The sequence below is a fragment of the Janthinobacterium sp. SUN211 genome, from assembly GCF_030587315.1.
Classification (GTDB): Bacteria; Pseudomonadota; Gammaproteobacteria; order Burkholderiales; family Burkholderiaceae_D; genus Janthinobacterium; species Janthinobacterium kumbetense.
Genome location: NZ_JAPWIC010000001.1, coordinates 658,852 through 677,814, shown reverse-complemented (window position 1 = coordinate 677,814; position 18,963 = coordinate 658,852). Strand labels below are relative to the sequence as shown.

At 59.7% G+C, this 18,963-nt stretch carries 23 protein-coding genes; 14 read left to right on the top strand and 9 right to left on the bottom strand.

What is annotated here, in order from left to right; all coding sequences use genetic code 11:
- Positions 1-558: 558 nt before the first annotated feature.
- Both O3301_RS02810 and O3301_RS02805 read right to left on the bottom strand, forming a co-directional pair.
- Positions 559-2,037 carry an MFS transporter gene (locus tag O3301_RS02810; RefSeq protein ID WP_289905585.1) on the bottom strand — a complete coding sequence of 493 codons (1,479 nt, stop codon included), beginning with the start codon at positions 2,035-2,037 and terminating at the stop codon, positions 559-561.
- A gap of 128 nt (positions 2,038-2,165) precedes the next feature.
- Positions 2,166-2,750, bottom strand: a complete 585-nt coding sequence (locus O3301_RS02805; protein ID WP_305055470.1) for a GNAT family N-acetyltransferase — start codon at positions 2,748-2,750, stop codon at positions 2,166-2,168.
- Positions 2,751-2,847: 97 nt separating this feature from the next.
- Here O3301_RS02805 and O3301_RS02800 point away from each other — a divergent pair, with 97 nt between their 5' ends.
- The 6 genes from O3301_RS02800 (at position 2,848) to O3301_RS02775 (ending at position 7,774) form a co-directional block, all read left to right on the top strand.
- Positions 2,848-3,729, top strand: a complete 882-nt coding sequence (locus O3301_RS02800) for a LysR family transcriptional regulator (protein WP_152280983.1) — start codon at positions 2,848-2,850, stop codon at positions 3,727-3,729.
- Between the two features lie 298 nt (positions 3,730-4,027).
- On the top strand, positions 4,028-5,245 hold the full coding sequence (locus O3301_RS02795; RefSeq protein ID WP_305055469.1) for a hypothetical protein: 1,218 nt from the start codon (positions 4,028-4,030) through the stop codon (positions 5,243-5,245).
- 68 nt (positions 5,246-5,313) lie between these two features.
- On the top strand, positions 5,314-5,685 hold the full coding sequence (locus O3301_RS02790; protein WP_305055468.1) for a hypothetical protein: 372 nt from the start codon (positions 5,314-5,316) through the stop codon (positions 5,683-5,685).
- A gap of 471 nt (positions 5,686-6,156) precedes the next feature.
- A complete protein-coding gene (locus O3301_RS02785) occupies positions 6,157-6,576 on the top strand; it encodes an NTF2 fold immunity protein (RefSeq protein ID WP_305055467.1) in 420 nt (139 codons plus the stop codon).
- A gap of 117 nt (positions 6,577-6,693) precedes the next feature.
- Positions 6,694-7,311 (top strand): hypothetical protein, encoded by a 618-nt coding sequence (locus O3301_RS02780; protein ID WP_305055466.1) that lies wholly within the window; start codon positions 6,694-6,696, stop codon positions 7,309-7,311.
- A gap of 4 nt (positions 7,312-7,315) precedes the next feature.
- The gene (locus tag O3301_RS02775) at positions 7,316-7,774 is read left to right on the top strand and encodes a hypothetical protein (RefSeq protein ID WP_305055465.1); all 459 of its coding nucleotides are present in this window, start codon (positions 7,316-7,318) and stop codon (positions 7,772-7,774) included.
- 31 nt (positions 7,775-7,805) lie between these two features.
- Here the strand turns inward: O3301_RS02775 and O3301_RS02770 are convergent, their stop codons facing one another.
- The gene (locus tag O3301_RS02770; RefSeq protein WP_305055464.1) at positions 7,806-8,858 is read right to left on the bottom strand and encodes an FAD-binding oxidoreductase; all 1,053 of its coding nucleotides are present in this window, start codon (positions 8,856-8,858) and stop codon (positions 7,806-7,808) included.
- Positions 8,859-8,880: 22 nt separating this feature from the next.
- Positions 8,881-9,423 carry a GNAT family N-acetyltransferase gene (locus tag O3301_RS02765; RefSeq protein WP_305055463.1) on the bottom strand — a complete coding sequence of 181 codons (543 nt, stop codon included), beginning with the start codon at positions 9,421-9,423 and terminating at the stop codon, positions 8,881-8,883.
- A gap of 76 nt (positions 9,424-9,499) precedes the next feature.
- On the opposite strand from O3301_RS02765, the gene O3301_RS02760 reads away from it, so the two are divergent.
- The 7 genes from O3301_RS02760 (at position 9,500) to O3301_RS02730 (ending at position 13,773) form a co-directional block, all read left to right on the top strand.
- Entirely contained in the window at positions 9,500-10,696 is a 1,197-nt protein-coding gene (locus tag O3301_RS02760; RefSeq protein WP_305055462.1) for a citrate synthase, read from the top strand.
- A 45-nt stretch (positions 10,697-10,741) separates the two neighbouring features.
- On the top strand, positions 10,742-11,233 hold the full coding sequence (locus O3301_RS02755) for a MarR family winged helix-turn-helix transcriptional regulator (RefSeq protein WP_289909908.1): 492 nt from the start codon (positions 10,742-10,744) through the stop codon (positions 11,231-11,233).
- Between the two features lie 43 nt (positions 11,234-11,276).
- Positions 11,277-11,735, top strand: a complete 459-nt coding sequence (locus tag O3301_RS02750) for a PaaI family thioesterase (RefSeq protein WP_099668007.1) — start codon at positions 11,277-11,279, stop codon at positions 11,733-11,735.
- Positions 11,732-12,169 carry a GNAT family N-acetyltransferase gene (locus O3301_RS02745; protein WP_305055461.1) on the top strand — a complete coding sequence of 146 codons (438 nt, stop codon included), beginning with the start codon at positions 11,732-11,734 and terminating at the stop codon, positions 12,167-12,169. Before O3301_RS02750 ends, O3301_RS02745 begins: the two co-directional genes overlap by 4 nt.
- A gap of 137 nt (positions 12,170-12,306) precedes the next feature.
- Positions 12,307-12,831, top strand: a complete 525-nt coding sequence (locus O3301_RS02740) for a hypothetical protein (RefSeq protein ID WP_305055460.1) — start codon at positions 12,307-12,309, stop codon at positions 12,829-12,831.
- A 74-nt stretch (positions 12,832-12,905) separates the two neighbouring features.
- Positions 12,906-13,319: a hypothetical protein gene (locus tag O3301_RS02735; RefSeq protein ID WP_305055459.1), complete on the top strand. Its 414-nt coding sequence runs from the start codon at positions 12,906-12,908 to the stop codon at positions 13,317-13,319.
- Positions 13,320-13,401: 82 nt separating this feature from the next.
- On the top strand, positions 13,402-13,773 hold the full coding sequence (locus tag O3301_RS02730; protein WP_289914942.1) for a hypothetical protein: 372 nt from the start codon (positions 13,402-13,404) through the stop codon (positions 13,771-13,773).
- Positions 13,774-13,840: 67 nt separating this feature from the next.
- Here O3301_RS02730 and O3301_RS02725 read toward each other — a convergent pair whose 3' ends face one another.
- A complete protein-coding gene (locus tag O3301_RS02725; RefSeq protein WP_305055458.1) occupies positions 13,841-14,797 on the bottom strand; it encodes a site-specific integrase in 957 nt (318 codons plus the stop codon).
- Between the two features lie 284 nt (positions 14,798-15,081).
- Here O3301_RS02725 and O3301_RS02720 point away from each other — a divergent pair, with 284 nt between their 5' ends.
- Positions 15,082-16,104, top strand: a complete 1,023-nt coding sequence (locus O3301_RS02720) for a DNA-binding protein (RefSeq protein WP_305055457.1) — start codon at positions 15,082-15,084, stop codon at positions 16,102-16,104.
- A gap of 282 nt (positions 16,105-16,386) precedes the next feature.
- Here the strand turns inward: O3301_RS02720 and O3301_RS02715 are convergent, their stop codons facing one another.
- The 4 genes from O3301_RS02715 to O3301_RS02700 all read right to left on the bottom strand — a co-directional run bounded on the left by O3301_RS02715 (position 16,387) and on the right by O3301_RS02700 (position 18,943).
- Entirely contained in the window at positions 16,387-16,884 is a 498-nt protein-coding gene (locus O3301_RS02715) for a hypothetical protein (RefSeq protein WP_305055456.1), read from the bottom strand.
- A gap of 411 nt (positions 16,885-17,295) precedes the next feature.
- Positions 17,296-17,856: a hypothetical protein gene (locus O3301_RS02710; protein WP_305055455.1), complete on the bottom strand. Its 561-nt coding sequence runs from the start codon at positions 17,854-17,856 to the stop codon at positions 17,296-17,298.
- Positions 17,853-18,287 (bottom strand): DUF1801 domain-containing protein, encoded by a 435-nt coding sequence (locus tag O3301_RS02705; RefSeq protein WP_305055454.1) that lies wholly within the window; start codon positions 18,285-18,287, stop codon positions 17,853-17,855. The genes O3301_RS02710 and O3301_RS02705 overlap by 4 nt, the downstream gene beginning before the upstream one ends.
- 47 nt (positions 18,288-18,334) lie before the next feature.
- Entirely contained in the window at positions 18,335-18,943 is a 609-nt protein-coding gene (locus O3301_RS02700) for a hypothetical protein (RefSeq protein ID WP_305055453.1), read from the bottom strand.
- Positions 18,944-18,963 lie beyond the last annotated feature (20 nt).

Genomic DNA, 18,963 nt, shown 5'->3' with positions numbered 1-18,963 from the left:
TAGCGCCTCAGAGGCGGATGTAACGAGTACGGAATATTTTATGGGTAGATTTTCGAAATCGCCACTATCGTACATATGACCAAAATAGCCGTCGAGTCGATGGCCAACTACCGCACCGGCCTTCATATTTAAAAATAAATACATATTGACCAAAGCCTATAAAGACGAGGCTGCCTACACATCGAACGTCTTGGAAGCACGAGGCTCCCGCGCTGGATAGCACGTTCACTCGGGTTCGTAGACCTTCATTATCCAAAATGGCAACGCTTGTGGCAACGGCAGTATCAGCCCCATCACCGCCTACAGCAATGATGCGGTCGTATTGTTCTTCGTTAAATTTATTCTTGAAATGAATTTCCATATTTTAACTTGATAGGTCACGGTCCACTTCTGGCTGCGGCCGTTCCCAAAGCATGGCCGCCAGGCTCACTCGTGTCAAATCTATTAGTTTGTGTCTGACGCTACTGCTGTGCGTCTGACCGGTCGTCCAAAACTGAATCCTCTTGGCGCCGCCACTCATGGCGGCGCCAGCATTTTCCCTGCCCCCCAAGGGGGTAATCAGGCGGCGCGGCGCGCCCGCAGGTGCAGGTGGCGGATGGTGGCAGCGGCCGCCATCAGGATGGCGGAAGCCGTGGCCAGCACGACAATGAACGCCTTGTCGAAGGCCGAGCGGGCCAGTTCCGACACTTGCAAGCCCAGTTCGGCCGGCAATTGCTCGGCGGCCAGCAGCGCCGCGTCGAGCGTGTCATGGGCATTCGGCAGCAGGCCCGCGCTTTCCGGGATCACCAGCGTGGCGCTGTAGACGGCCGACAAGATGGTGCCCAGCACGGTCACGCCGATCACGGCGCCCAGTTCATACGACACTTCCTCGATCGAGGCGGCCATGCCGGCCTGTTGCGGGGCCACGTTCAGCATCACGGCGCTGGACGCGGCCGTCATGACGGCACCCAGGCCCAGGCCCAGGATCACCAGGCTGGCTACTTGGGCCGAGACGGCGGCGTCATGCAGCAGCAGATACGATGCCATGCCTATGCCGGACAGCAACAACGAACCCCACAAGACCTTGGCCTTGTCGGCGCGCGGCAGCATGAAACCCGTCAGCGGGCCGGCAAACACGGACGCCAGCGGCAGCGGCAACAGCAGCAAGCCCGCCTCCAGCGGCGACAATTCGCGCACCAGCTGCATGTGCTGGCTCAGCGCCAGTTCCATGCCGATCAGGGCGGCGGACGCCACCATGGCGGCGGCCACGGCGCTGGAAAACGGCAGTTCGCGGAACAGGGCGAAGTCGATCAGCGGCCGGGCTTGCCGCTTCTGGCGGCGCACGAACTTCAGCATGAAGAAGGCGCCCACGGCGAACGAGGCGGCGGCCAGCGCGTACGACGGCTGCGACTTGCCCAGTTCCTTGATCGCATACACGCCACCAAGCAGGCCCATCATGACTTGCAGCGAACCCTTCAAGTCCCACGGCTTGTCGCGGTTACCGGCCCGCTTCGGCAGGACGACGGCAGCCAGCACCAGGGTCAGCAGGACGATGGGTACGTTGATCAGGAAGACGGAACCCCACCAGTAGTGTTCCATCAGGAAACCGCCCAGCACGGGGCCGAATGCGGCGCCGCCCGAGGCGATGGCCGCCCACACGCCGATGGCGAACGAGCGCTCGCGGTTATCCGTAAAGGTCAGGCGGATGATGGACAAGGTGGCCGGCATCATCAGCGCGGCGCCGATGGCCAGCAGCACGCGGGCAAAGATCAGCCACTCCGGCGCGGGCGAAAACGCGGCGCACAGCGAGGCGACGCCGAACACGGCCAGGCCGGCGAGGAAAACGGGTTTGTGGCTCAAGCGGTCACCGAGGGTGCCGAGGCCGGGCAACAAGCCTGAGACGACCAGCGCGTACACGTTGATGATCCACAGTTTTTGCGAGGAAGTGGCCTGCAAGTCGCGCGTCAGCGCGGGCAAGGCGGTGTAGAGCACGGTCATATCGACCACGATGAGGAACAAGGCGCTGGAGACGATGGCCAGCGTCAGCCATTTTTTCATTGGATGCATAAACAACTCATGGATTTTAGTGTAACTTTTAACAACTATCGGTATGGATGAATTTGGTGCTGCGCAAATATTTACGTTCCAGGCTGCCACGGGCCTGGGCTGGTCGGGGGCGGCGGGCGTCAGCCACGGTCGCCATCCTTGTCATCCACGGCGGCCTTCACTTCCGGCGCGTCGAGTTCGCGCAGCATGACGACGGAGACTTGCTTGAAGCCGCGTCCCTGGAAGAAGGTCTGCGCCGTCAGGTTGTGCGCGCCGCATTCGAGGAACAGGCGGGCGATGCCGTGGTTGCGCAATTCGCTCGCTACCCACTCCACCAGTTGGCTGCCGATGCCGCTGCCGCGCACGGAAGGCAGCAGGACCAGGTCGTCCAGCGCGGCGAACGATTTCGAGGCGCGCTGGCGCGTGTCGATGGAAACCAAGGCCATGCCGACGATGGCCTCGCCAGACGTGGCGACGGCCAGCAGGGTCGAATCGCCATGCGCCCAGTCGTGCGACAGGGCGGCGCGGATTTCGCCGCGTATGACCTCAGGCAAGTCCGCGCGCCAGTTGCCGGGCGCATCGGCACGCTCGCCCTGCAGCTCCGAATGGGAGATGTAGTCGGCGCTGACGTTATCGAGGTAGAGCTGGCACAGCGCATCTTCGGCGGTGGCGTCGTGACACCAGCTGAAGCTGATGACGGGGGTATGGGCTTGAGCGTTTTTCATGGCGGATCTCGTGTTGTTGAAAATATAAATGCATTTTATGTCGCTCTTGAATGGCATTCAAGTTAAAATCCATCTGTAAAACAGATAGGTGGATGCCATGCAATGGACTTTGGAACAAATGCGCTACTTCGAGGCGGCCGTCGCGGCCGGCTCTTTTTCGGGTGCGGCGCGCCGGCTGGGCCGCGCGCAATCGGTGGTCAGCACCTCGATCGGCTTGCTGGAAGCGGAATTCGGCGTGGAACTGTTCGACCGTTCGCGCCGCAGCGCCGTGCTGACGGAAGCGGGCAAGGTGATGCACCTGGAAGCGTGCGAACTGCTGCGCCAGGCTGAGCGGCTGCAGTTGCGCGCCCAGTTGCTGAGCGAGGCGCCGGAAGCGCAGCTGACCCTGGCCCTGGACGAAGCCCTGCCCTACCTGGCCATCAGCACCCTGGTGAAGGAATTGGCGGCGCGCTACCCGGCGCTGGAACTGGTGATGCTCAACGCCACGGCGTCGGAAGTGGCGCAATACGTGGAGCAGCAGCAAGCGGATGTGGCCTTCCACTTCGACCGCGGCCCCATTTCCCCTGTGCTGGAACAGCAGCACATCGGCAGCGTGGCGCAAGGCGTGTTCGTGGCCAAGGGCCACGCGATGGCCCACGGCCAGGAAGTGAGCCGCAACGAGCTGACCCGCTACCGCCAGCTGATCATGGATTCAGAACTGAACCGCGAACACGCGTTCAGCCCCGCCGTCTGGTTTTCCGACAGTTTCTACAGCATCGCGGAAATGGTCGCGGACGAGCTGGGCTGGGCGATTCTGCCCCTGAATATTGCCAATTACGACAACTACAAGGGATATCTGCAGGAAGTGCCCTGCCCTGCGCTGGCCTTGTCGCGCTTGCCCGTGCGGCGCTTATCGATCCACGGCAAGAAACTCAGCGAGACGAGTTTGTGGCTGACGACGAGGCTGGCGGAGTTGCTGGCGGATGGGCCGCGGGGGTGAGGTCATGTAGTTAATACAGAACATTGGAAGCGCAAGCACCCGATAGACTTGCGTCCACATCGCCACTCGCCCCAAAACATCAAAGATGCTTTGGCTGGAAAGTTGCTACGAAGTTTTTAAGCAGTCACTGAGTTTATTTGTGCAACAAAGTCACTATTGATCGACAAATTCACTGGCCTTGGTCATGACAATATAATTTGAATTTATCCCGTTTATTGAAAGAACAGTGCGCATTACAATCATTGTTAATCACGATTATAATCCGCCATGATCTTTTTATCTTTCAATTAAAAATTCCATGAATCTACTCGATTTTTTCCGAACGCGTCCCTCACCAGATTCTTTTGCCTCCCTAGTCATGCGCCAAGCGCGCGCCGACGGCCAGGTACAGAAATTGATTTACGATGCGGAGCAGTTTCGCATTCTAATGGGTGAAAACAGTCAGCATATCTTCAATCTGGATAATGCCTATCACGATTATTGCGCCGCGCCGCGCAAGATGCGTGCGCAAGTGCTGCAAAACTATCTGGCCAGCATGGTCGTGCCCGGCCTGCCTGCCAGCTTTGCCGAAGCCAAACCCTGCCTGATGCCGGTGGTACGCAGCCGGGCACAAGGCGACTACTTGCGCCTGGTGGCGCTGGCCCAGCCAGAGCGCCAGCAAGTGAACGATGCCTACCGCTCACTGGACGACGATACGATCATCATGCTGGCCTACAACACAGACTCGCACATGGCAATCGTCGGCCAGGCCGTCTTGGCGCAATGGGGCGTGACGTTCGATGCAGCGCTGACGGCGGCCATGGACAATCTGCGCGAATGCACGCCGTACAGCTTTACGGATCTGGGCGATGGACTGCTGATGGGCGAATGGCAGGACGACTATGATTCATCGCGCCTGCTGCTGCCTGACTTGCTGAGTCGCGTCTGCAAAGACGCCGAACCGCTGGCGATGATTCCCTCGCGTGGACGTTTCCTGCTGGCATCGTCACATAATGTAGCGGGGCAATTGCGCATGATCTCCCTGGCCGACCAGCTGGTGCAGGACGAGGGACGCCTGGTCTCGGCCACCATGTATCGCATTGAACAGGGAAAAATCGTCGTGTTCCAGCCATCGGACGCGGCCGTGGCCGGAGCCTTGGCGCACTTTCAACAGTTAATGCGCGCACATCACTACGAGCTGCAGAAAGAGCAGTGGGATCGGGTCAACGACAGCATTGGAGAGGATATTTTCGTGGCCACTTGCATGTTGATAAAGTCAAAAGATGGCCAGCGCGTTACATCTGCGGCAAGCTGGACCCGCGGTGTCAACACGCTGCTGCCGCGCACTGATGTAGTGGCCATGGTGGAGCTTGACGATGCCGGCGGCGAAAGCACCACCAAGATGCTGGCATGGAATAATGCATTGGCCATCTGCGGTGAACTGATGCAGGAAGTCGATTGCTATCCAGTGCGCTATCGGGTACAGGCATTCCCTGCCGCGCAGCATCTTGAGTCGGCGCCAGCCTTTGAGTTGTAGCATTTTATTCAAGCCATTGATATTAACCAAAGTTATTTAAAATTAAATTTCCAGCAGGACATGAAATAATGAAAATAGACTGCGACCATGCAAGAAAAGTTGAAATAGCGGTGGAATTTCCAATTTCAATACTATGCAAATATAATGGTCCTGACAATTTGGATGTGACGCTGGACGATAATATAACATACCTGATTAATGAAGCATTGAGAAAAGCCGGAGCATATGTAAAAAACAAGGCAATGAAAACGTATTACTCCGCGGAGAATGCGGAAATCCTAAGTTATCAACTGACATTGATCGTTCAACCACCTGGTGTTAACTTGCACTGCATTGTGGATGATCTGACTCAGGAGAATTTCCATCAAGGATTATGCATTAAAATGCAATCTCAGCATCATGGTTTTAGAATGGTCTATCCGCAATCCGCAGTCGGGTGAAGCTGAGCTGAGCATTGATGTACTTCCCAGGCCTGAATTCAAGAATTACTTTTCGACGGAGTACGCTTTGCAGTCGCAGTCATCGCAAGCCCGATTCAGCCGAGAATTTTGCTGTGAATCAGCGGGAAGCCACAACTCAGGAAGTCCCCTGGCCTTGTCGCGCCTGCCCGTGCGGCGGCTATCGATACATGGAAAGAAACTCAGCGAGACGAGTTTCTGGCTGACGACCAGATTGGCGGAGTTGTTGCTGGATGGGCCGCGGGGGTGAGTGCATGCAAGTCCATGTAGAAATGTGGATGTTTTTAATGGCGAGTTCCTGGGTGCTGATCCGGTGCGACAAGGAAGCAGAGTTAAATGCCGAGGTGTGGCACAATCCTGAATGGTCTGAACTTGAATGATCAAAGATGGCAGCATAAAATGACGGGCGCTGGCATCTTTATTGACACTAGCGACATTTGCTAGCCAAGGGAAATGATGAGTATTGAAATAGTTGATGTGGAAAATGTATTGAAGGATTTTATTCTGGCCATGAATGGTTGGGAACTTCATTACTACCCCGAGGTGCGAGAGAAAGGGCTGATTACTCTCAAAGAAAAAATGAAGCAGGATCTTGATGCTATTTTTGATTGCTTTTGCACCAAAAAAGAAAGAAAACAAGGTCGCCAGATGTCATTGCTCTGCAGCGATCCTCCTGAATACTCACCCACCGAAATATTTTTAAATTCATGCATCTCAGGAAGTAAAGCTGTCATTTCCACGCAGCAGACTTCGGGATTCAAGAATAGATACAGATATACATTTGGTCTTAAAAACCAGCAATGGTTTATTGATAAAAAAGAATGGCATGATGAAGAGGAAGGCATGGAGCGTTGGCGACCGGCGTATCTTTAGTCGCGTTCGCTCAAGCTTGCGCCAATGCGGGCCACGCGACGACGATCAACGCAGTCCCCGCTTCCGAGAGACGCCAGCAATCACAACGAGCGCGGTATTGTCCGCACCAGGAAAATAATGAGTATTAACACCAAACTGAAAAAACTCGAAGATAAGGCCATGGCCAAAGGCGAGTATGCAGTCGCCGCAGCTGCAGCCCATCTGTTGCACGATATTGGCTGCGTGGACAAGCAGATTAACCTGGTCGGCGCGCTGCACGAAGTCGGCTACCTGCAGAATTCGTTTGCTCCATACTGGAAAGAATTCAGAACTGATGAATTGGCATGGATAGAACGCTGTTTGGCCAGGCTTGTCACTGCTGATCATGATTATTGGGCGCTTGCCGCGCTTCTGGGCTGCAATGGTCCAACGACCATCAGCATCGCCATTGGCCAGGGTTTTAAATCCGCTGCAACAAGGCTTTACGAACGTTTTGACAAACCCAAGGTCCATGTCGATACTTTATATTTGACAGCTAATGGAGAAGTGCTGCATCCCGTATTGGAAGTCGGCTATGACATCAAAGACATGAAAACTGTCGACATGGGAAGAGCACGGGCACTTAATCTGAAGAATAAACAATGGAAGCCAGGCGATCGTATGGGCGACGGCGGACTGTCACTTTCCATGCAGGCCAAACTTCCGCATGGCGCATGGCGCTCGGTATGGACGGCTTTTAAAACATGGGATGCATGACGACATGATGAATTGCAGGACAGTCAATGCATGGCTGGAAATGGCGCAAGACGATGAGGTGTTCATTGATGCCGACGACATCAACCGCGAAGCGATGGAGAACATGTGGAGCTTTTCGCCCACGGATGAGGAAACGCCGCAGATTCATGCGGCCGATATCGTTGCATTCATCGAGGAATTGATCGCGGCACGCAGCGACGCGCTCGCTGGCGAGGAAATGTTGTTCTATTGCTGGCACGATGTGCAGTGCCGCCAGTTGCGCTTCAGCCTGGTGTCGCGCTCGCATGGCCGGCTGCCGTTTCGCCGCGAGGTGCGCGAAACGCAGGATTTATCTCTGATCGCCGACCGCGTGGTGAACGGGGACTGGCGCAACGAGGATGTTATGCAGGCGCCGTCGGAGGAAGGCGATGCGCAAGAGGCGCCGCCGTTCATCCTGCCCGTATTTGTCGTGCCCGTGCCGTAGGAATCGGCGCGGCGCCGGGTCTTCACTCCATTTACGCCTGAAAACGTGCGGGCCGGCAAGCTTCCAGGGCTGACGCTGGCTGGCCGTCAACAATTTCCCCGCTGGCAAGCTGACCCACGATGCCTGCCAGCACGACGCCCGGATGCATGGCGCACACGTACGCGCCTTCGACCTGCGGCAAATAGCCGATGATGGGCACGCCATCGACGGGCATGGGGCGCAGGCCGATGCAGGCAAATTCCGGCGCGATGGCCTCGGCGCCCTCAAGTTCACTGCGGATCGCGCCGGCCACGCGCTGCGCCATGGCGGCCGGCTGGTTTTCCGGCGCGTCGTCCACGTAATCTTCCGCCGCCAGCATGGCGCCGTCTTCGTCTTGCCGCACTTCCATGGCATGGCTGGAAATAATGCCGCGCACCACGCCGGGCGGCGCCTGGTAGCGCAGGAAGATGGCGGGTGAGGCGTGGATGGGCAGGCTGGTGCCCAGCTGCTCCGCCAGCGCGGCAGTGGCGGTGCCTGCCGCCAACACGATCACGTCCGCATCGATGAGGCCAGCGGCCGTTTCCACGCCCCTCACCTTCCCGTCCTGGACGGCAAAGTCCAGCACGGGCGTGTGCGTGCGGACCGTCGCACCGAGGGCCCGGGCCGCTGCCAGCAAAGCGTGCGTCGCGGCGACGGCGTCGAGGGCGCCCTGCTCCGGCTCGTACAGCGCCTGTTCCGGCGGCTGCCGCAGCTGCGGTTCCAGCTGGGCGATGCGGGTGCGGTCGATCGCCATGCACGAGGGAGAAACGCGCCCATCCTGCGTGCCGTACGACAAGGCGCCATGCCAGCGCACCGCCAAGCCGGGTACCTGCGTTTCCAGCCGGCGCCAGGCGGCGATGGCGCCGCCGCGCAGGGCCGCGATGGGGTCCATCCCCGCGCAGGACGCGTTAATCCAGGCAAACGAGGTGCCCGTCACGCCGGAAGCGGTGCCGCCCGCCTCGACGACGGTAACTTTCGCCCCCTTGCTGGCCAGGTGGTAGGCGAGCGACGCGCCGACGATGCCGGCGCCGATGACGACGATGCGTTTTGAGGTTTCTTGATTCATATCTGGCAACTTTGCATATTTATCATAGGGCAGAGTCTACCCCAGCCGCCCGCAATTCCAGCGCAAACCGGTGGCCATCGACGACGTTGCCTTCCACGATGGCAATATCAGGCACAGCCATTCCCTGCGCGAAACCGCAGCGTTCCAGCACGCGGATCGACGCCCCGTTGCCATCGATGGCGTAAGCGCACAGGCTGGCCAGCCGCCATTCGTCTTGCGCCAGGGCAATCAGGTACTGCAGCGCGGCCGTGGCCAGCCCCTTGCCCGCCTGCTGTTCCCCGATGCGGTAGCCGACTTCGGCTATGCCTTGCTCCCGGTCAATGTCCTTGAGGTTGGCGCGCCCGATCAATTGTCCGTGTTCGTCCACGATGACGCAGGGGTGCATGCGCCCCTGTGCGTGCTCGTCCAGGAATTGCGCGACGTGCGCGTGGATGCCGTCGATGCTGTAAAAAGCGTCCGGACGCCGGTCGATATGGCGCTCGAACCATGCCCGGTTGGCTTGCTCGAAGGCCAGCAAGGGCGCGGCGTCCTCCGGGCGCAGGGTGCGTATGGCAAAGGTGCTCATGGAAACTCCTGGAAAGGCATGAGTCTAGTGACGCGTGGCCCGGCCCGTCAATCTTGATTCCATGAATCAATATAAAGTGACAAACGCTACAATGGCCGCCATGAACAACGATCTGTCCGCCCTTGACGCGGCGCGCCTGCTGGGCGTCAGCCTGCCCACCCTGTATTCCTATGTGAGCCGGGGCTTGCTCGCTTCCGTCAGCAACGGTGCGTCGCGCCGCAAGCGCTATCCGCAGGAAGACGTGCTGCGCCTGGCGGCCCGTAAAAATGACGCCAAGCGGGGCGGCCAGACGGCCGTGGCCGCCATGCACTGGGGCTTGCCCGTGCTGGAGACGCGCATTTCCCACATCCTCGATGGCCGCTTGCTGTACCGCGGCTGCGATGCGGCGGCGCTGGCGCGGCACGCGACGCTGGAAATGACCGCCAGCCTGCTGTGGGACGATGGTGCGAGTAACTATTTTCAGCAAGACGCGCCTGCCCAGCCGCCAAAGCTGGCCAGCGCGCCGGACGCGCCGCCGCTGGCACGCGCCATGCTTGCCATGGCCATGCTGACGACAGCGGACATGCCGCACTCGCTGCAATCCGGCCCCGCCGTGATGCGCATCCTGGCCGCCGCCCTGCTGCAAACGGCGCCGTCCGCCTTGCCGCTGCACCGGCAACTGGCCCAGGCGTGGCAAGCCGATGCGCAGCAGTCTGAATTGCTGCGCGCCGTCCTCGTGCTGCTGGCCGACCATGAATTGAATGCGTCGACGTTTGCCGTGCGTTGCGTCGCCTCGACGGGCGCCAGCCTGCCGGCCGCGCTGGGTGCGGGCTTGGCAGCCTTGTCCGGAAACAAGCATGGCGGCGGCAGCGCGGCAGCCAGGTGCATGTTGACGCAGGCGCTGGCCGCGCCCGATGCCAGGGCTGCCATCGCTACCTTTTACACAGCCATCGCGCCGGAATTCGCCGGTTTCGGCCACCCGCTGTACCCGCACGGCGACCCGCGCGCCGCGTATCTGCTGGAAATCCTGTCCGTGATGTCGCACGGGTCCCCGCAGCTGCACGCCATCCTGGCCGCGTGCGCCACGGCGGCCGAGTTGCTCGAAGTAAAACCGAATGCCGACCTGGCGCTGGCGGCCATGGAACTGGCGTTCGGCTGGCCCGAGGGCGCGGGCATGAGCGTGTTTGCGCTGGCCCGCTCGGCCGGCTGGATCGCCCATGCCATCGAGCAGGCAGACAGCGCGGTTCTGATACGGCCACGCGCACGCTATGTCGGGCGCCACCAGCGCGACTGAAAATTCACGCTTGATTTATTACGCATACGTAGTAGTATACTTCGCATGCGTACCAATACCTCCCCCACCCCAGACGTACCCGATGCCGCCGCCTGCCCGCTGGGCGAGCGTTCGCCGCGCCTGTTCAATCTGCTCAACCTGGCGCGCCAGAACCTGTTCCGCTCGGCCGATGCCGTGTTTACCAGCGAACTGGGGTTTTCCGGCACGCAAGTGGTCGCCTTGTTTGCCCTGAAGGGCGAGGAAGGCTGCCAATTGAAGGATCTGGGGCGGGCGCTGCAGCTGAAAAACTCGGCCGTCACGGGCCTCGTGACGCGCATGGAAGAAAACGGCCTCATCGTGCGCGGCCAGTCGGCGCTCGACGCGCGCGCCGGCACGCTGCACATGTCGCCCAAAGGCGGCGAGGTGCTGGCCGCCGCCCTGCCCCTGCTCGACAGCCTGAATGAACAACTGAAGCAAGGTTTCAGCGAGGAAGAACTGGCCGTCGTCGCCCGCTTCCTGCTGCATGCCTCGCGCCTGCGTTTCCAGCAAGACGTTTAATCGGCAAGACGTTTAACCCAACCCTCACCCCACAGGAGTTACCATGCACCCCAACGACATGACCGGCTTGCAACTGATGCAAGCTTTCGCGCAAGGCCTGTTTCCCCGGCCCGGCATTTCCAAGACCATGCCCATGGACGCCCACACGATCGAGCACGGCAGGGTCATCTTCACGGCGACGGCGAATGAAAACCACACCAATCCCATGGGCGGCGTGCACGGCGGTTTTGCCGCCACCGTGCTCGACACGGTCACGGGTTGCGCCACGCACACGGTCTTGCCGGCCGGCGAAAGCTACGGCACGACGGACCTGAACATCAAGATGTGCCGCCCCCTGCCCTTCAACGTGACGGTCTACGCGGAAGGAAAGGTCATCAATGCGGGACGCAACCTGGTCATTTCCGAAGGCACGATCCGCGACGAAGCCGGTAAGGTGTATGCGCACGCGACGGCCACCTGCATGATCATCCGCCCGGCCCAGCGGGAACAAGCGGCCGCATGATCCGTATTGGCAACATCGAGGAAGCCTGGCAGGTGCTGCAGGCCATCCCAGAGTTCGACCAGCGGCGCAGCCTGGCGCAGCTGCAGGAGCGCCTGCCTGCCTGCGCGCTGGTGCTGATCGCGCAAGCGGACGGCCAGCCCGTCGGCTGTAAGCTGGGCTATGCCGCCGAGGATGGCTCCTTGTATAGCTGGCTCGGCGGCGTGCTGCCCGCGCACCGCAAGACAGGCCTGGCGCAGCGGCTGCTGGAAACCCAGGAAGCCTGGGCCAGCGAGCACGGCTTTGCGGCCATCACCGTAAAATCGATGAACCGCTATCCCGCCATGCTGCGCTTGCTGATCCGCAATGGATACCAGATCCGGCTTGTGGAACACTTTGGCGATCCCGTCAGCGAGCGCATTCATTTCATCAAAGCATTGTCCAAGAACGCCTCGTAAAATCACTTTCCTGTCTTCTACTTTTTAAAAGAGCAACAATGCCATACACTGAGTCACTCTGGCCGTCCGCTATCGGCCAGGATTCAGCCAAAAGCAGCCGTTTTTCTCGCCTAAAAATGTTGAGATCCAAAGGTAACATGAAGAGTATTACTCAACTCGAAACCCTGTATTTCAAACTGCGTCATGGCTTTGTCAACGGTGCTGTGTGTGCCGCATGTGTCGATTGGGCAGTGGAGCGCCTGGACTTGGACGAAGAGGACGATGACTTAGAGATAATCTTGCTGGCAAGTGCAAGAGGACTTGATGAGGTGCTGCCGTTGGTAGAAGTGATCATTGAGCGATATCTAGGTTCTGAGCGGCTCGATGACCAGCTGGCGGCGGGAAAATATATTGTAGAGCTCAGGAATGCTTATCTCCAAGGCAAAGAAACGATCTGGACAATCGACATGAAGCTGACACCGCTCTATCCGAAATTGGGATACCCAAATTGGCTAGGAATGCTGAGTCGGAATTGCGAATACGCGACAGACGTAAGCGCTTTCGAAGAGCCGTTCGAACTTGAATTCCACTACATTTCGACGCTATGGGGGAGTGTCTCCAGCCGCGCGGAGTTTGAGCAACATTATTGCGCCGAAATCTCCCAGGGACATGATGTCAAATAAAGGTCCGCAATGGGGCGATAGTCGCCAGCGACCGCAGCCGACCTGAAGCGGCCCAGAGCAATCACCGAAACTTAATGCAAATGTTGAATAAGAGACTTTTTGATGCTATCGCATCTGCGGTGGACCTGGATGACCCTGCGGAACAATTTTTAGCTCAGCGATTCATGATTGAGGCGATAGGAAGAGTGACTTCACAATTGCCTGAGGCTGCTAAATCAGCCGCAGCTGTGGCGAATCGATACGTCACCGGCGCGGCAATGGCTGAGGAAGTCATTGCTGAGCGTGTACGCCTCTGGCGGGCAATTGAAGGGCGCGATCAATCGGACGAGCCCGACGTTTTGAAAATAAGAACTGCCATCTGCGTCTTGCATCCTATGGATATTGGCGCTTCTGCCGAAACATTGGAGTATTTTTTTGAGTTTTGGCGGCGAGGAGGCTTACCGCAGGCTGAGCTTAAGGCCGCTGTTCACAACAAGTATGGCATTTGAAGTGGCTTCAGCCGGCCAGGAGCGGGCGTCCATACGTGACATGACAATAGATCATCTATTTTAAATTTATACCAGAGGTTGCATGCGCAATTGTCAAAGTGGAAGCTACTTTACGGCTTGTCTGAACATTCGGCCAACGCTGCCCTTCGAAGCCACGGTTGTCGTTCTGGCTGCGGCACTGGGTATCAGATTTTCGCCTGACGAGGAAGGGAAATACGAGGAATATCCGGCGTATCGCGCCTTCGCGCTTGGACTGGAAATCGCTCTGTTGGCGCCTCCGCCGCCGGATCTGGACACGCGGGAGATGCGCGACAACTGTTTTCAGCTAATTATCGATACCTGCGCGGACGTATCCGATGGCGGTGCGGACGTGGATATGAGCTCTCTCATTGCGGCGCAATTAAGCTCCGCCACCGAGCTGGAAATTGAGCGTGTCGACGTAGCCCCTGCTTAATCCCCCAGGGCGCTGCGCCCGCATGGGCATCCGTTGACCGGCCGCTGCAAGATCTTGCCGGGCGCCCTCACCCCGCCGGCCTCTTCTTCGCCTTCAATAAACTTCCCGCCGCATTCTCTTCAAAACGTCCCGCTTCTTCTATATAGCCATGCACGGTACCGTCGTGGCGCCAGCCGCCCTGGCGCTTGATGGCCTGGAAATCGGCGCCTGCCCGGTGGGCGCTGGTGGCCATGCCGCGGCGCAGGCTATGGCTGGACAATTCCGGCACGTAATCGAGTTCGGCCAGCCTGGCGCAGCCTGCCAGGATCGTGTTGATGCTGCTCGCGTGCAGCGCTTTCGCGCTGACATGGCCCCATTGATTGACGGGGCGCAACAGCGGCCCCGTGCGGATGTGCGCTGCGGCCAGCCAGGCGCGCAAGGCCGTGGCCGGGCAGCAGACGCCGTCGCCGAACGGGATCGCCTTGACGATGCCCTCCCCCAGCTGATCCGTTTTTGAGCGGGACAAGGTGATCACCATGCCCTGCGGCTCCCAGCTCACGTCTTCGAAAGTCAATCCCGCCAGTTCGCTGCGCCGGAAACCGCCAAAAAATCCCAGCTGCAGCAAGGCGCTGTCGCGCAAGGCCTTGACGCTGCCCAGCGCGGCCAGCCTGGCGACGATCAGCTCCAGGTCTTCCAGCGGCAGGGCTTTGGCCTTTTTCTTCGGCTTGCCGTGCAGGCGGGCGATGCCGGCCAGGGTCTTGCGCACGGTGGGCGTGGATGCCGGGTCGGCAAAGCCCTGGTACACATGCCATTGCGACAGGGCCGTCAGGCGCAGGGCCAGGGTGCGGGCGTTCAGGCTGTCCGCATACGCCAGCAGGTAGCGGATGACGGTGGACTCGTCGGCGGGCAGCGCCCCGCCCCAGGCCTGGAAGTGGCGGATGGCGGAACGGTAGGTGCGGCGCGTGTTGTCGGACGTGGCGGCGGCAAGAAACGCCTGGTGGCGCGCGGCCAGCTCGGCATCGATCAGGGCGCCGCGTAACGACACAGGAGCCAGGGCGGCGCTTTTGGGCGCGGCGACACGGCGTTTCGAAAGGGGCAAATCGGGCATGGAATCGCTGAAATCGGGCTGGTGTACTGGGAAATACGCAGAATACCATGCAAACCACCCCCATAACCCGCGATAAGCGATCTTATCGCGATATATATTTTCTAAAAACGATCAAAATTTATATCGTAATATTATGAAATATTACGTATCATGTAATACGTTACTAAATTTCGCTCATAGGTGATTTCATGGCCCGCACCGGCATTCTGTACTCTGATGTTATGAAAGCAGCCCAAATCGTCGCTGCCGACGGGCGTAATCCCACGGTCGACAGCGTGCGCGAAGCGCTGGGCAGCACGGGCAGCAAGAGCACCATCGCTCCCCTGCTGAAACGCTGGAAGGAAGAGTTCCAGGGCGTGGGCGCCGTGAAAACGGAATCAGGCTTGCCGGCCGAACTGATGGAAGCGATGCGCGGCGTGTACGACAAGCAGCAGCGCGACGTGGCGCAGCAGCTGGAAACGAGCATGCGGGAAAACCGCGCCGAACTCGATGCGGCTTTGGCGCAACTGAAGAAGACGGAAACGGAACGCTTGAAACTGACGGAGGCGCGCGCCGCCCTCACCCAGGAATTGCGCGCCACGCAGCACGCGCTGGCGCAATTGAAGGAAGAACACCATTTCCGCGCCGTCACCCTGGCCACCTTGCACAGCGATAACGCGGGCTTGACGCAGCGCCTGGCCGACCGGGGCGAGGAAATCGCCGCCCTGAACCGCCAGCTGGCGCAGGTGCGTTCGCAGTTCGACCATTACCAGGAAGCGGCGGCCGCCCAACGCAGCGAGGAACGGGCCCAGGCGCAGCAACGGATCAGTCGGCTGGAACAGGACAACGCCCAGTTGCAGCAGCGCCTGCAAGGCCAGCAAGCCACGCTGGTGCAGCAAGACATGCGCCTGGCGCAGCTGCAGGCGGAGCAAGCGACGCTGGCGGCCCAGGCCGCGGCAGACCGCGAAGCCCTGGCTACCGTGCGCCCCGAGCGCGACCAGTTCGAATTTCAATATCTGCAGGCGGCCGCCTCCGCCGACGCCCTGCTGGCCAAGCTCGACACGGCCTTGCTGGCGCTGAACGACGCCAAGGTGGCGCTGGCCGCGCAAGACCGCCAGCTCGACATGCTGGCGGAAAACGGACAACTATCGCAGCAGAAAATGGAAGCATTGGCGCAGGAGCGCGACGGCTTGCTGCGCGACAATGCCGGCATGGCGGCCAGGCTGGCCCTGCTCACCGAGAGCAAGGAGCAACGTCGGGTTTGACCCCCTCCACATGTGGAACGGGATATCTACCACTGCCCCAGGAAGGGCATCGCCAGCTATCAAGGCTTGCCCCCATTATTTCGCCTGCCCGATGACGGCCGACGGAGGCGAGTATGCACTGCATTTCACCCTGACGCCGGTCGGCGCGCCGCTGCTGGCGCTGGCCAGCAAGCGATACCCTGAACGAGGGAAAACGGCGGTAAGACTAGGGGCGCTACGTTAACATCTGCAATTGCCTTTGCCAGATGCTCATGCGGCTGGGCAAGCGCATACGGTGAATAATTACTGACTATCGACAAGTATTTGCCGACTTGGGAACTGCTCGAGCGCCCGGGCCACGGCTGCGGCAAAGGCGTGGACGTCAAAGTTCTTCGGTTTGCGCTTCATCGCGGCAATACGCAGAATCGCCTCTTGCAGCGATTCCTGCAATCTTTTGAATTGCTCGCGCGGGGCAAGATCCTTGACCTCAGGCCAGTTGAACTGGACAACTGAAATAACCATTTTCATCTTTGGCCGGTAGCTTGCATACTCGTTCATCGAAGTAAAGAAATCTCCCCATTTCGCCAGATCGGCGATTTCAAAGCCGAGCACAAAGGTCTCGATGGAATCGCCGCAGTTGACCTCCTGCAACGCTGTATCGAGATATTCCTCCAGTCGATTCATGTCGATTTGCCATGCTCCAGTTTCGCCAGAGGCCCCGCCAAAATAGATCAGGCCACTCTCAGAAAAGCAGGCGCGCCTGACTTCTTTTCCCGAGGTAATTTTTATATCAAATCTCATCGCCTACCTTACTCATAATTTTTCACAACGCCAAAGCGGCGGGCCTTCTCATGTTGACCTCACCACCAGACCATGACATTAATCCAATACCCCATTTTCAACATGGTAGTGTTCTTGAGATGCCGAAGTAAATTTCTGAACAAAGCCTGGCGTACGCTGATGCTCGCTGGTCGGCGTGAAATGACCTTGCAGTACGGCCCAATCGTATACGCCGGCATTCAAGGGATAGGCACTCAGGACGCCAGATAACTGATGCCGTAAAATCCAATCCAGGGCCGCATCTTTATCCGTAAAGACTCCCGCAGGAAATCGCGATCCCGCTCCGCAAAATATCCAAACCTGCTCCAAACCATTCTCCCTTATCTATCTCAGTTCAACATTTCCACCATTCTCAGGCGGTGCGCTCACAGGTCATAAACGGCGGTTCAGCACGCTGTCGATATCGTGGGTTTTCAATTCCACTTCGAGCGTGCCGTCTTGCAGCCAGTAACCGTCGTCCCCCTGGCGTAGCGCATCCAGATCGAGCGTGCCCAGCGCTGGCGGGATGGCGCCGGCGAGAACAGCCGCTGCATCGTCCCAGGCCGCATACAACAGTTTCAGGTACCAGCCGTCGTCGTGGGCAAAGGCGAGGAAGCGGTTTTGCAAGGCGGCCAGCCCCGTGCGCCGCGACGCGGCGGCGTGATAGGCCAGCGCCGCGGCCACGTCCCCATCCTGGGGCGCCGGCGCCGCGCCCCGCCAGTCGGCCCAGGCATGGCTGCCGCAGGCGTGCAGGTCTTCCCCGGCCAGGGCCGGCAACTGTTGCCGCGCCAGGGTCTGGTAGCCGGCCGGCTTCCTGGCCGTCCCGGCGCTGCCCTTGCGCAGCACGATGCCGCCGGACTCGCCCAGGGTGGGAAGAAAATCCTTGAATTCGATGCCGGAAGCGACCAGCATGCGCTCGGCCGGATCGTGCCACAGATACAGATAATGTCTCAAGTCGGAGTCCGTTTGGGTTTCGGTGTCGTATTCAGCGCCACGGCGGCGCGTATCAGCGCCTTGAATGCTGCCGTATCGAGGTGCGCGCCTTCGTGCAGGTCGATGGCCCGGCGCGTGTTGCCGTCCAGACTGGCATTGAACAGGCCGGCCGGATCGGGCAAGGCGGCGCCCTTGGCGAAGGTGAGTTTCACGGCCAGTTTATAGGTTTCGCCCGTGCAAATCATGCCCGCGTGGGACCAGACGGGCACGCCGCGCCATTTGACTTCCTCGACCACGTCCGGGTCCGCCTGGCGTATCAGTGCGCGCACCGTGGCCAGCGTCTTGCCGCGCCAGTCGGCCAGCGCGGCGATTTTCGCGTCGATCAGGCGAGTAGCGGACTCGGCGCTCACCGCGCCATCCTGGGACTGCGTATTTGGCTCTGCTTTTTTCATGGCGGTGATCTCCTTTCCTGGCCTGCCTGTGCCTGTGTGCGCCTGCCTTACGGCGCGGGATCGGCCATGCAAGCGGCCAGCGAGCTGATGAACTGGTCGCGCAAGGCCTGGTACTGCGCATCCGTCGCGAATTCCCGTTTGTCCGCCGGCTGGTTGAGCAGATAGGCGGTGGCGACCGTCCCGCTGGCGGCATGCAGCAAGGTGTATAAACTGATGATGCCCGCCGATTGCGTGACATTGGGATTGTTCAATCCTAGCACTTCCACGCCCTGGCGCGTGTCCGTTTCCAGCGACACCAATTGGGGCGCCTTGCTGTTGGCGGCCATCTGCTGCATCTGCGCCACGATGGTGTCGCGGTCGGCGGCAAACCTGCCTGCGGCGCTGCGTTCGATTTTCAGGTTCACCAGGGGCAAGCTACCCTTGCGGAACAGCATCAGCCGATAGCCATCGGCCGTCGATACCTGCCCCTCTCCCGTCGCCAGCTTGACGCTGCGCGTCGTCACGTGCGCGGGCAAGCGGTCCTGCTGCCGGAACTGGAACTCGCTGCGGTTGATGCATTGCGCCAACGGCCCCAGGGGATCGGCCGTGCGGTCTTGCGCCTGGGCGGCCAGGGCGGCAACGAGCATGGGAATGGCAAGCAATGGGCGGTGATTCATGAGCGGCATCAGTCCAGGAG

What these genes read in the sequence shown, in the direction of transcription:
- O3301_RS02810 (WP_289905585.1), bottom strand. Translation starts at nt 2,037, where the DNA reads ATGAAAAAATGGCTGACGCTGGCCATCGTCTCCAGCGCCTTGTTCCTC.
- O3301_RS02805 (WP_305055470.1), bottom strand. Translation starts at nt 2,750, where the DNA reads ATGAAAAACGCTCAAGCCCATACCCCCGTCATCAGCTTCAGCTGGTGT.
- O3301_RS02800 (WP_152280983.1), top strand. Translation starts at nt 2,848, where the DNA reads ATGCAATGGACTTTGGAACAAATGCGCTACTTCGAGGCGGCCGTCGCG.
- O3301_RS02795 (WP_305055469.1), top strand. Translation starts at nt 4,028, where the DNA reads ATGAATCTACTCGATTTTTTCCGAACGCGTCCCTCACCAGATTCTTTT.
- O3301_RS02790 (WP_305055468.1), top strand. Translation starts at nt 5,314, where the DNA reads ATGAAAATAGACTGCGACCATGCAAGAAAAGTTGAAATAGCGGTGGAA.
- O3301_RS02785 (WP_305055467.1), top strand. Translation starts at nt 6,157, where the DNA reads ATGATGAGTATTGAAATAGTTGATGTGGAAAATGTATTGAAGGATTTT.
- O3301_RS02780 (WP_305055466.1), top strand. Translation starts at nt 6,694, where the DNA reads ATGAGTATTAACACCAAACTGAAAAAACTCGAAGATAAGGCCATGGCC.
- O3301_RS02775 (WP_305055465.1), top strand. Translation starts at nt 7,316, where the DNA reads ATGATGAATTGCAGGACAGTCAATGCATGGCTGGAAATGGCGCAAGAC.
- O3301_RS02770 (WP_305055464.1), bottom strand. Translation starts at nt 8,858, where the DNA reads ATGAATCAAGAAACCTCAAAACGCATCGTCGTCATCGGCGCCGGCATC.
- O3301_RS02765 (WP_305055463.1), bottom strand. Translation starts at nt 9,423, where the DNA reads ATGAGCACCTTTGCCATACGCACCCTGCGCCCGGAGGACGCCGCGCCC.
- O3301_RS02755 (WP_289909908.1), top strand. Translation starts at nt 10,742, where the DNA reads ATGCGTACCAATACCTCCCCCACCCCAGACGTACCCGATGCCGCCGCC.
- O3301_RS02750 (WP_099668007.1), top strand. Translation starts at nt 11,277, where the DNA reads ATGCACCCCAACGACATGACCGGCTTGCAACTGATGCAAGCTTTCGCG.
- O3301_RS02745 (WP_305055461.1), top strand. Translation starts at nt 11,732, where the DNA reads ATGATCCGTATTGGCAACATCGAGGAAGCCTGGCAGGTGCTGCAGGCC.
- O3301_RS02740 (WP_305055460.1), top strand. Translation starts at nt 12,307, where the DNA reads ATGAAGAGTATTACTCAACTCGAAACCCTGTATTTCAAACTGCGTCAT.
- O3301_RS02735 (WP_305055459.1), top strand. Translation starts at nt 12,906, where the DNA reads ATGCAAATGTTGAATAAGAGACTTTTTGATGCTATCGCATCTGCGGTG.
- O3301_RS02730 (WP_289914942.1), top strand. Translation starts at nt 13,402, where the DNA reads ATGCGCAATTGTCAAAGTGGAAGCTACTTTACGGCTTGTCTGAACATT.
- O3301_RS02720 (WP_305055457.1), top strand. Translation starts at nt 15,082, where the DNA reads ATGAAAGCAGCCCAAATCGTCGCTGCCGACGGGCGTAATCCCACGGTC.
- O3301_RS02715 (WP_305055456.1), bottom strand. Translation starts at nt 16,884, where the DNA reads ATGAGATTTGATATAAAAATTACCTCGGGAAAAGAAGTCAGGCGCGCC.
- O3301_RS02705 (WP_305055454.1), bottom strand. Translation starts at nt 18,287, where the DNA reads ATGAAAAAAGCAGAGCCAAATACGCAGTCCCAGGATGGCGCGGTGAGC.
- O3301_RS02700 (WP_305055453.1), bottom strand. Translation starts at nt 18,943, where the DNA reads ATGAATCACCGCCCATTGCTTGCCATTCCCATGCTCGTTGCCGCCCTG.